9 protein-coding genes are annotated in these 10,802 nt (G+C 70.5%); 3 read left to right on the top strand and 6 right to left on the bottom strand.

Annotated elements, in window-relative coordinates; translation table 11 throughout:
* Positions 1–9 precede the first annotated feature (9 nt).
* Positions 10–1,134, bottom strand: a complete 1,125-nt coding sequence (locus tag KDH83_RS26450; RefSeq protein WP_212321148.1) for an MFS transporter — start codon at positions 1,132–1,134, stop codon at positions 10–12.
* Positions 1,135–1,403: 269 nt separating this feature from the next.
* On the opposite strand from KDH83_RS26450, the gene KDH83_RS26445 reads away from it, so the two are divergent.
* From KDH83_RS26445 to KDH83_RS26435, 3 genes are all read left to right on the top strand, one after another.
* Entirely contained in the window at positions 1,404–2,015 is a 612-nt protein-coding gene (locus KDH83_RS26445) for a TetR/AcrR family transcriptional regulator (protein WP_212321143.1), read from the top strand.
* A 118-nt stretch (positions 2,016–2,133) separates the two neighbouring features.
* Entirely contained in the window at positions 2,134–4,605 is a 2,472-nt protein-coding gene (locus KDH83_RS26440) for a DNA internalization-related competence protein ComEC/Rec2 (protein WP_349291672.1), read from the top strand.
* A gap of 426 nt (positions 4,606–5,031) precedes the next feature.
* Positions 5,032–6,072, top strand: coding sequence for an AraC family transcriptional regulator (locus tag KDH83_RS26435; RefSeq protein ID WP_249205369.1), 1,041 nt, complete (start codon positions 5,032–5,034; stop codon positions 6,070–6,072).
* A gap of 51 nt (positions 6,073–6,123) precedes the next feature.
* On the opposite strand, the gene KDH83_RS26430 is transcribed toward KDH83_RS26435, so the two are convergent.
* The 5 genes from KDH83_RS26430 to KDH83_RS26410 all read right to left on the bottom strand — a co-directional run.
* On the bottom strand, positions 6,124–7,011 hold the full coding sequence (locus KDH83_RS26430) for a transporter (RefSeq protein WP_212321141.1): 888 nt from the start codon (positions 7,009–7,011) through the stop codon (positions 6,124–6,126).
* A 157-nt stretch (positions 7,012–7,168) separates the two neighbouring features.
* The gene (locus KDH83_RS26425) at positions 7,169–8,776 is read right to left on the bottom strand and encodes an NAD(P)/FAD-dependent oxidoreductase (protein ID WP_212321139.1); all 1,608 of its coding nucleotides are present in this window, start codon (positions 8,774–8,776) and stop codon (positions 7,169–7,171) included.
* A complete protein-coding gene (locus tag KDH83_RS26420; protein ID WP_212321137.1) occupies positions 8,773–9,564 on the bottom strand; it encodes a cyclase family protein in 792 nt (263 codons plus the stop codon). The genes KDH83_RS26425 and KDH83_RS26420 overlap by 4 nt, the downstream gene beginning before the upstream one ends.
* Positions 9,561–10,148: a flavin reductase family protein gene (locus tag KDH83_RS26415; protein WP_212321135.1), complete on the bottom strand. Its 588-nt coding sequence runs from the start codon at positions 10,146–10,148 to the stop codon at positions 9,561–9,563. The genes KDH83_RS26420 and KDH83_RS26415 overlap by 4 nt, the downstream gene beginning before the upstream one ends.
* 24 nt (positions 10,149–10,172) lie before the next feature.
* Positions 10,173–10,802: styrene monooxygenase/indole monooxygenase family protein (locus KDH83_RS26410; RefSeq protein ID WP_349291671.1), on the bottom strand; the 630-nt coding region annotated here is incomplete at its 5' end.

The raw sequence follows: 10,802 nt of genomic DNA, 5'->3' as shown, positions 1-10,802 counted from the left end.
GCCGGCGCTTCAGGCGCCGCGTCTGCCCGGCCTGAAGGCGTGCGCGCGGGCCGACCAGGCAATGATGAGGGCCGCCGCCAGCAGGCTCTGCACGGCCCAGGGGAAGGCGCCGGCGCCCCAGATGTCGAGCAGGGCGCCGCCGGTCAGTCCGCCGCCGGCGATGGCGAGATTCCACACCACCACATTCATGGATTGGGCCACGTCTGCGCCGTCGCCGGCGGCATCGGCCAGCGCCGTCTGCAGCAGCGTGGCCGCGCCGCCGAACGTCATGCCCCAAAGGGCAGTGCCGGCATAGACGGCCGCGGGCCAATGGGCGGCCAGACCGAAGGCGAGCGCGGCGGCGGCGAAGGCGGCAAGGCTGGCCAACACGGTCCGGCGCAGGAATCCGTCGACCAGCTTGCCGGCGATCGAGATGCCGGCCAGCGCCGCCACGCCAAATGTCAGCAACAGCAGGTCCACGCTCGCGCCCAGGTTCGCATGGGTGGCGAACGGCGCGATGTAGGTATAGAGCAGGTTGTGCGCCAGCATCCAGGTGAGCACGACCGCCAGCACCGGCCGCACGCCCGGCGTGGTGAAGACGCGGCGCAGCGGCATGCGCTCCCGTGCCGCCTGGCCCGGAAAGTCTGGCACCTTCGCCAGCACCCACGGCACCAGCGCCAGGGTCATGGCCGATGCGATGCCGAAAGTGGCTCGCCAGCCTATTGCCGTGCCCAGCCACGTGCCCAGCGGCACGCCCAGGGACAAGGCCAATGGCGTGCCGACCATTGCGACCGCCATGGCCTTGCCTTGCTGATGGGGTTCCACCATGCGCCGCGCATATCCCGCCAGCAGGCTCCAGGCCAGTCCGGCCGAGACGCCGGCCAGGAAGCGCGCGGTCATGGTCAGGTGATAGTCCGAGGACAGCGCGGTGGCGCTGTTGAAGACGAGAAAACCGATGATGGCCAGCAGCAGCACGCTGCGCCGCCGCCACGCGCGCGTGGCGATCGTCAAGGGTATCGCGGTCAGGAAGGAACCGAAGGCATAGGCCGTGACGGTCTGGCCGGCCATGGAGGGGCTGATTCCCATGTCGTCGCTGATCTGGGGAAGCAGGCCGGCGGGCAGGGTTTCGGTAACGATGCAGATGAAGCCCGTCATCGCCAAGGCGAGCAGGCCGGAAATGGGGAGGCGGTCAGGCGTAGCGCCTTCGATCGCCGACGCGGTGGTGTTCACAACGATGATCCTGTGTGCAGCGGGCGCGGCGCGCGAGGGCGGCCGTGCCTGGCGTGTTCGCCATATCGCTGAATTAATAATATATCGATCGATACAAAAATATAAGGCGAGCACGATCCGGCTGTCAATAAGTTATGTATCGATTGGTATTTATGTTGAAATGGACGGATGGCTACGCATGGGAGGAACAAGGCATGGCGAAAATGGGACGGCCCAGGACCTTTGATCGCGAGCAGGCCGTCGAGCAGGCGTTGCGCTTGTTCTGGCAACACGGTTATGAATCGACCTCGCTAAGCCAGCTGAAGGCGGGCATGGGCGGCATTTCCGCGCCCAGTTTCTATGCCGCTTTCGGCTCGAAGGCGGCGCTGTTCGCCGAGGCGGTGCGCCGCTACCTCGACACGCATGGCCAGGTCACGGAATGCTTGTGGGACGACGCCTTGCCGCCGCGCGACGCGATCGAGCAGGCCCTGCGCCGATCCGCGAAAATGCAGTGCGGCAACGGGCATCCACGGGGTTGCATGGTGGCGCTTGGAGCGATGAGCGCGCCTTCGGCGGAACACCGGGCGGTCGCGCGCCCGCTCGCGACATCGCGCGGCAGGACGCGGGCCGGGTTCGCGCGTTGCGTCGAGCGTGGCATCAGCTCGGGAGAGCTGGACGGGCGCACCGACGTTGCCGCGCTGGCTTTGGCGTTCGACAGTTTCCTGCTGGGCCTGTCCACCCTGGCGCGCGATGGCGTGCGTCATCAGGCGATGCAATCGGCGATCGATGGCGTCATGGCCTGCTGGGATATGGCCCGGGCCAGGTAGCGCCGCCGTTCTCGTCCGGCGCGCTGCGGCTGATACGCAGTGACGGATTCGTGCACCGGTGCGTTGAGCGCCGTGCCGATGGCCTAGGCTTGCCCCTTTCCACTTGGGCCGCGAGTCAATCCGGCGGCCCGCATCCTGTGTCTGCGGGGGGCACATCACTGGCCGATTCTTCTGCTTCGCATTCGTCGCTGGCGCGGCGCTGACGCAAACACTTCCGGATCTGCCCGGGTCGACGGCGTGTTTCGCCTTGCTGGCCGGCAGCCTGCTGGCCGTGCTGCTGCTGCGACGCTTCCGTCACGCCGTATCGCGGTTGGGCATTGCGCTCGCGCTGGGCCTGTCCGCCGGCCTGCTCAACGCCAATTGGCAGGCCCAGTCACGCCTCGACGACGGCCTGTCCGACGCGCACCACGATCAGGTGGCGCGCCTGACCTTGCAAGTGACCGGACTACCGGACGGCGACGCCCGTCGCTGGCGCTTCGTCGCGGATACGCTGGAACCCGCGCCGCCCGGCATTCCCTCCCGCCTGCTGATCACGTGGCACGCGCCGCCCGACGGACCGGACCTGCCGGCGCTGGCGCCGGGGCAGGTCTGGCGCATGGCGCTGGTGCTGCGCCGCCCGGCGGGACTGCGCAACGCGGGCCTGCCGGATGCGGAAGGCCGGATGTTCGCGCTGGGCCTGCGGGCCACCGGCACGGTGCGCGGCCAGCCGAGATTCGTGGCCGACCGTCCCTGGGCCGGGCCCGGCGTGGTGATCGAACGCGCGCGTCACCGCATCCGCGCGGGCATGCGCCGGGCGTTGGACGGGCATCGCTACGCGCCGGTCCTGATCGCCTTGGCGATCGGCGACCAGGCGGGTGTGGCGCGAGAGGACTGGCGGCTGTTCAACCGCAGCGGCATCACGCATCTGGTGTCCATCAGCGGTATGCACGTCACTTCGATCGCCGGCGTGGCGGGCATGCTGGCCGCGTTCCTGTGGCGGCGCGCGCGTTGGCGCGGCACCGGATTGGCCGAGCGCGTGCCGTCGCGCATCGTGGGCGGCATGGCGGCCGCCTGGGTCGCGTTGCTGTATTGCCTGTTGGCGGGTTGGGGCGTGCCGGCCCGGCGCACCTTCTTCATGCTGGCGACGGTGCTGGCGGCGGCCATGTCGCGCCTGCCCTTGACGGGCGGGCGGGTGCTGGCCGTCGCCGCCGCGCTGGTGACGGCGCTGGACCCCTGGGCGCCGATGGCGCCGGGCTTCTGGCTGTCCTTCGGCGCGGTTGCCATCCTGCTGCGCATCGTCGCGGCGCCGGTGGATCCGTCGGCTGGCCTGGGCCGCCGCGTGGCGGCGAGGGTGGGGCAGGCCAGCCATCTGCAACTGCTGGTGACGCTGGGGCTGACGCCCCTGCTGGCCTTCTGGGTGGGCCAGGTGTCGGTGGGCTCGCCGCTGGCGAACGCGGTGGCGATACCGGCGGTGAGCTTCCTGGTCACGCCCTTGTCCCTGCTGTGCGCGCTGTTCGCGGCGATTCCGGGCGCGGAACGCCTGGCTGCCGGCGCGGGGCAGGCGGGCCTGGCGGTATTCGACCTGACCATGATGCCCGTCGCCTGGGTGGGCGAGGCATCCTGGGCCAGCTTCGACGTGGCGGCCGCGCCCTGGCCCTGGCTGTTGCTGGCAATGGCGGGCATGGCCTGGGCCTTGCAGGCGCCAGGCTGGCCGGGGCGCCATTGGGGCTGGCTGTGGATGCTGCCGTTGCTGTGCTGGCGTCCCGAGCGGCCCGAGCCGGGATACTGGCGGCTGACGGCGCTGGACGTGGGGCAGGGCGGCGCGGTGTTGCTCGAAACCGCCACGCGCACGCTGCTGTTCGATGCCGGACCGCGTCACCGCGGAGGATCCGATGTCGGCGAGTGGGTGGTGGCGCCCTATCTGCGCGCGCGCGGCATCCGCATGCTGGATGATCTGGTGCTTTCGCACGTGCACCTGGACCATGTCGGCGGAACGCGGGCGGTGCTGAACGCGGTGGCGGTGGGGCGCAGCCATGCGTCCTTTGACCTGGATGCCTTTCTGGCGCGGGACGCGCGCGCGGCGCTGATTTCGGAGGGTCGGGCGGATGCCGGCGCTTATGTGCCGCCTGTCGCACGGTTGCGCTGCGCGCGAGGGCAGGCCTGGGAAGCCGATGGCCTGCGTTTCGCGTTCCTGCATCCGCTGGCGGCCGAGAGGGATCCGGCGGACCCCAACGCCGATAGCTGCGTGCTGCGCGTGCAGGGCGCGCGGCATTCCTTGCTGCTGACCGGCGACATCGGCGTGGCCCAGGAACGCGCACTCGTGCCCGCGTTGCCGCCGACGGATGTGGTGATGGCGCCGCACCATGGTTCGGCCACCTCGTCGGGCCGCGAACTGATCGCCGCCACGCGGGCCGGGCACGCGATCGCCCAGGCCGGCATGCTGAATCGCTTTCGCCATCCGGCGCTGGCGGTGCAGCAGCGCTGGACGACGGCCAGCGCGCGCTTCTGGCGCAGCGACCGGGATGGCGCGGTGGTGGCGGAATCCCTGCCTGCCGAATTGCGGGTGCGTGGAGAGAGGCGGCACAACGGGCGCTACTGGCAGGGACGCTGAAGCCGGCGCGACTTGCCGGGCGATGAGCGGGGCGACGTGCTGTGCGACGTGTGGGGCGAGGACGAGGCGAGCGCGGGGAAGCGGCGCAGCAAGGCCAGAGCGAGGCCACGCGCTCAACTAGACGTCAGCATTTCTTCAACCGGCACTTGCGCCAAACTCGCAGGTTTCATATGTTTATGCTTCAAGCACTATCCGGATAGTGTAAGCACGCAGCGGATAGCCGGCCCCGCCCAAGGCGGGTTTTCCTGTGGCGCGCCGCGCCGGCCTGCATAGTAGGATCTGTGCAAGTCCAGAGCTGCTGCAGGGTTGCGGCGGCGCGGGACAAGGCGTTGCGCGGATGCTGCGGCGCACATGGCGCAACCGGCGGGCAACCGGATGCCCAGACAAGATCAGGCTGACAGCCAGGCCCCAAGGGAGGCAGCAACCATGCCCACTACGTTGATCCCGATGTCCCCGTCCTCGGCCGCGCCGTCGCGCACGCCCGCCACCGGCACGCCCATCGACCGGCTGCTCAACGCGCCGGAAAAGCTGCTGTTCGCCTCCACCGACCTGGACGAGGTGCGCTCGATGGTCGGGCGCGTCATGAAACCCCACCAGCTGACCCGCACCGCCGGCGGCGAGCGGCTGGACGCGCGCATGCACTACACGGGGCTGGGCGACCTGTCGCTGAGCCGGCTGCGCTACGGCGCCACCGTGCGCATCGAGCCGGGGCCGCTGGAAAGCTTCTTCCTGGTGCAGATGCCTTTGTGCGGCACGGCCGCCATCGAGAGCGGCGGGCAGCGCATCGATTCCTCGCCGGACCTGGCCTCGGTGCTCAGCCCCGAATGCGATACGCGCATGTGCTGGGAGGCCGGCAACGACCAGGTCATGCTGCGCATCTCGCGCTCGCTGGTCGAACGCACGCTGGTGGGCTACCTGGGCCATCCACTGGATAAACCGCTGCATTTCGAGCTGGGCTTTCGCTGGCGCGACTGCGCGCCCTGGAGCTGCCTGCTGTCCTATCTGGTGGATTGCGCCACCCATTATCCCGACCTGGAGCAGCACAAGCTGGTGCTGTCGCAGGTCGAGCAGCTGGCCGCCTCGATCCTGCTGACCTCGCATCTGCACAACTACAGCGAGACCGCCCCGGCGCGGCGCAGCTCGATCCTGCCGCGCCACGTGCGGCGGGCGCAGGATTACCTGCAGGCGCACGCGCACGAACCGCTCAGCGTCGAGCAGCTGGCGCAGGTGGCCGGCGTAAGCGTGCGCAGTCTCTACAGCGGCTTCAAGGAATTCCTGGGCGTCAGCCCCATGCACTATCTGCGCGACCTGCGCATGGAACGCGCGCGCACCGAGCTGCTGAGCGGCGAGGCCGCCAGCGTCGCCGGCGTGGCGCTGCGCTGGGGCTTCGCGCACATGGGCCGTTTCAGCAACGACTACAAGGCCCGTTACCTGGAAACGCCCAGCCAGACGCTGCGGCGGCACTGAGTCCGCGCGCGATTCAGCGCCGGAACCGCAGGCGGTCCCGGCGCCTTTCCCTCAGAACGGAATCACCAGCTTGGCCAGCAACTGGTTGCCCTCGGGCCGGTTACGCACCTCGAAGTCCTTCTGCCACTTCAGCGTGAACAACCAGCCGCCCTGGCTGGCGTAGCGGATCGACGGACCGACGCCCAGGGCGCGCGCCTTGCCCATCGCGCTGTTGGAACCCTTGTCGTCCGTGACCTGCTGGTAGACATAGCCGCCCACGCCCGCCACCCAGCCGCCGCCCAGGCCCCAGCCCAGGCTGTAGTCGGCGTGGATCGCCTGGCCCGAACGGGTGCGCGTGTCGCTGTTGCGCTGGTTGAAGTCGTACATGACCTTCAGGTCGGCGTTCAGGCCGGTGGGCTGCGTATAGGTCAGCGCGGCCAGGGGCTGGATGGTCCAGTAGTTCTTGCCCAGGCTGGACGGATCCTTGGCGTCGTACTTGCCGGTGGGCGCGTAGACGTCGACGCCGAACAGGTAGTGCAGCGCCGGCGAGGCGTGGTAGCCCAGCGCCGCGCCGACGGCGATGTCGCCCAGGCCCGAGCTCTTGAAGCGCGCGCCGTTGGCGCGGAAGTCCACGTCCAGCAGCGGCACCACGGTGTGCAGCGCCAGGCTGCCGCCCAGCACCGGCTGGGGCGCGACCCAGATGAGGCGCGGCGCCAGCATGTTGACATTGACCTTGAAGTCGCGCACCAGCGACTCGCCGCTGTTGCCGCGCAGCGTGTCGTAGCGCAGCGCGCCGCCGTAGGTCAGGAAGTGCACGCCCGGCGGGGGCAGGGCGCCGACCATGTAGTTTTCCAGGCCATCGGGATAGATCGGCAGGGCGCCGCCCTCGATGGCCAGCGCCGCGGACGGCCCCAGGGCCGACGCCAGCAGTAGTGCCCAGGCGGGCATGGATTTGCGCATAGCTTTGTCTCCTAACCACGGTGTGTTGTTGTTGGTACGGCAACTGGCTGGCGTGGCGCGCGCCGCCCGCGATGGGCGAACGGTGCGCGCGGCCGTCCCGGGCGCACGGACGGATCCGCGCGCCGGAAGGTGTGGCAAGGCCCGGGTCGTCGGGCCGCTATTTCCGCGCGATCTCCCGGGCGACCAGCGTGCCCGAGCCCGCGCCCAGTCCGGGACCGGGGTGGGTGGACGCGCCGATGTGATACAGGCCGGCGACCGGCGTGCGGTGGCCGCGCGCGCCGCCGCCGCTGGCGAAGGGCCGCAGCCAGAAGAACTGGTCGGGCGAGCAGATGCCCGAGTACGGATCGCCGCCGACCAGGTTGCAGTTCAGCGCTTCCAGGTCGGCCGGCGAGTAGGCGCGGCGGCCGACGATGCGCTCGGCCAGTCCGGGCATGACGCGTTCCAGGCGGGCCTGCACGCGGTCGGCATAGGCCTCGCGCACGGCCTCGTTCCAGCGGCCGTCGGCGGGCGTGTCGATCTGGCCGGCGGCGTCGCCCTTCAGGCGCGCGGGCATCTCCTGCATCTGGATCCACAGGATCCAGCCGCCCTCCGGCGCGCGCGACGGGTCCACCGCCACGGGCTGGCCGATGGCCAGCGTCGGGCGCGCGGGCAAGAGGCCGTTGTTGGCCTCGGTGACCGAGGCGCAGACCTGTTCCAGGCTTTCGGTCAGGTGCACCAGCGGCACCTTGACCAGCTCGGGCTCCATCCAGGCCGGCGGCGCGTTCAGCGCGAAATGAAGCTGCATGCAGCCACGGCCGTAGCGATAGGCCTGCGCGCGCTCGCGCGCCGGCGGCGGCGCGTCGGGCAGCAGCTGGCCGTAGAGTTGTTGCGGCGTGACGTTGCAGACCACGGCGTCGCGGGCGCGCACGCGGCGGCCATCGGCCAGTTGCACGCCGGCGGCGCGGGCGCGCCGTCCCTGGCCCTCGACCAGCACGCGGTCCACCTGAGCGTTGGTCAGCAGCTGGCCGCCGCGGTTCTCGATGACGCGGGCCAGCGCCTCGACCAGCCGGCTGCCGCCGCCCTTGATCACCGGCATGCCGCCGCTGACCACGGCGGCGAAGGTCAGCTTGCCGATCAGCGCCGAACCGGCATCGTCCGGCCCCAGGCCGGAATGCAGGGTCCAGGGCGCGATCAGCGCGCGCGCCGCGTCCGAGCGCAGCGTGCGCTCGGACCAGCGGCGGAAATTCTCCAGCGCGCCGGCGGCGAAGGCGGTCATGCCGTCCAGGCCGCGCTTGCGCCATTCGCTGTACAGCAGCTTGAGCAGGTCCCAGCTGTAGGGGTTCTTGCCCAGCAGGCCGAAGGTCAGCGCGGCGTCCTCGCCGAACATGCGCGCGGCCATGTCCTGCAGGGCCTGGCCGTCGCCGGGCGACAGCGCGTTCAGCCGCTGGGCGGCGTCGGCCATGTCCTGCCTGAGCGCCAGGCCTCGGCCGTCGGGCCCGACCAGGCCGGTCGAATAGTCGCCGCACAGCACTTCCAGCCCGGCCTGTTCCAGCTCGGACTTGAGTTCGGCGTAGCCCGGGCTGCCGACGAATAGCGGATGCCAGGACGAGAACACCTCGTGCCGGTAGCCGGGAAACAGTTCCTCGGTGCGGATGCAGCCGCCGAGCCGGTCGTTGCGCTCCAGCACCAGCACGCGCTTGCCGCGCACGGCCAGCAGCGCCGCGCCGACCAGCGAATTGATGCCGCTGCCGACGAACACCACCTGGGTTTCGCTTGGCGCGCTCATGCCTGCTCCACCAGCGCCAGCACGCGCAAGGGGCTGCCCGAGCCGCCCTCGATCTTCAGCGGCGCGGCCAGGATCATGGCGCCCTGCGGCGGCAGCTGATCCAGGTTCTTCAGGCATTGCAGGCCGTAGCGGTTGGAGCCGTGCATCAGCGTGTGGCAGGGATAGGGCAGCGGCCAGGCATAGGATTGACCGGCATCGGTGTTGATGGTCTCCACGCCGAAGCCGTGCGCGTCGCGCTCGCGGATCAGCCATTGCACGGCTTCCTGCGTCGGGCCGGGCGTGTGCGCGCCGTCCTCGCGCAGGTTGAGGAAGGCGGCCGGGTCCTGCGCGCGTCGCGACCAGTCGCTGCGCAGCAGCACCCAGGCACGCGGCGGGATGCGGCCGTGGCGGCGTTCCCAGTCCTGGATGAATTCCACGGTCAGCAGCCAGTCCTCGTCCTGCGCGACCTCGGCGCTGGCATCCAGCACCACGGCCGGCGCGATGAAGTGCTCGGGCGCGATGGTGTCGACGCTGTTGGCGGGATGGTCGCGGCCGCTGATCCAGTGGACCGGGGCGTCGAAGTGCGTGCCGGTGTGCTCGCCACAGGAGAAGTTGTTCCAGTACCAGCCGGGGCCGGCTTCGTCATAGTGCGAGATGCGTTCGATCTTGAAGGCCTGCACCTGGCCGAATTGCGGCGGCAGTTGCAGCGCCGGGAACGAGGGTGACAGGGTCTGGGTCAGGTCGACCACGCGGACGGCGCCCCGCGCCATGCGCAGGGCCAGTTCGGGCAGGAGGGCCGGGGCGCTCATGGCTGGGAATCTCCGGGTTGGGATGGCGGGACGGCCGGGGCGCGGGCCGGCACCGAGGTGAAGCGGCCGGCATGGAACACCAGCGGTTCGCTGGGCTGGCTGGCCACGCGCACCACCTGGCCGACCAGCAGCAGGTGGTCGCCCACCGTGCGGCAGTGGTCGTGGACGCAGACCAGGGTGGCCAGCGCGCCGTCGATGGCGGCCACGCCCTCGGGCGTCTCGCGCACCGTCACGTCGGCGAACTTGTCCGGCACCGCCGGATCGGCGAAGCGCCGCGCCAGCGCCTCGTGGCCGCTGGCCAGGATGTTGATCGCGAAATGCGCGCTGTCGCGGAACACCGCCAGGTTGGGCGAGCGGTTCACCAGGCTCCACAGCACCAGCGGCGGATCCAGCGACAGCGAGGCGAAGGAATTGATGGTCAGCCCCACGTTGCGGCCGTCGGCGGCGCGCGTCGTGACGATGGCCACGCCGGTCGGGTAGCTGCCCAGCAGGTCGCGCAGCGCGCGGGGCGCCAGGTCGACGCTGCCCCAGGCGGCGCAGGCGGGGGCTTCATGGCATTGCCGGACGGCCAGGAGCGTGCTCATGCTGGGTTCCTCATGCACGGGCGGTCAGGCGGCGCGCGCCACGGCCTGGTGCCGCTTGAGCAGCTCGCCGGCCTCGGCGGCGTCGCTCCACCAGGGGAAGTAGCTGGGCGGATGGTTGAAGCCGTTGGCGATGAGGCCGGCCAGCCCCGGCGACTGCTGCGCCGCGCCCAGCACCTGCAGGATGTGCGGCGGGGGCGGCAGCAGCAGCGAGTTGGTCCATTGCACCACCCACTTGGCATAGTCCCAGTAGCGCTCGAAGGTCTGCTCCATCCACTCGCGCGTATAGGGCGCGTCGCCGTGCGCCAGGATCGCGTCCAGGTAGACCTTGGCGGCCTTGGTGGCGTTGTTCGAGCCCTGGCCGGTGACCGGGTCGTTGACCACCACCGCGTCGCCCAGGCCGAACACCAGCTTGCCGGACGGCAGCGTCATCACCGGCTTGCGGATGGTGGGCGCGAAGGCGCCGGCCAGGATGCCCTTGGCGTCGGTCAGCTCGACCTTGGCGGCGCGCGCGCCTTCCCAGGGCAGGTAGGTGTCCAGGAAGCGCTTGCTCGCGGCCAGGTGCTCGGCCGGCGATTTAAGGTCGCGCCAGCAATCCAGCGGGCCGCCGGGCACGCCCTCGAACACCATGATGTCGCAGGGGCCGCTGAGCGTCAG

Origin of the sequence: Achromobacter sp. Marseille-Q0513, from assembly GCF_018195695.1 — a bacterium.
Classification (GTDB): Bacteria; Pseudomonadota; Gammaproteobacteria; order Burkholderiales; family Burkholderiaceae_B; genus Achromobacter.
The sequence above is the reverse complement of the archived record's forward strand: the minus strand, read 5'-3'. Positions and strand labels throughout refer to the sequence as shown.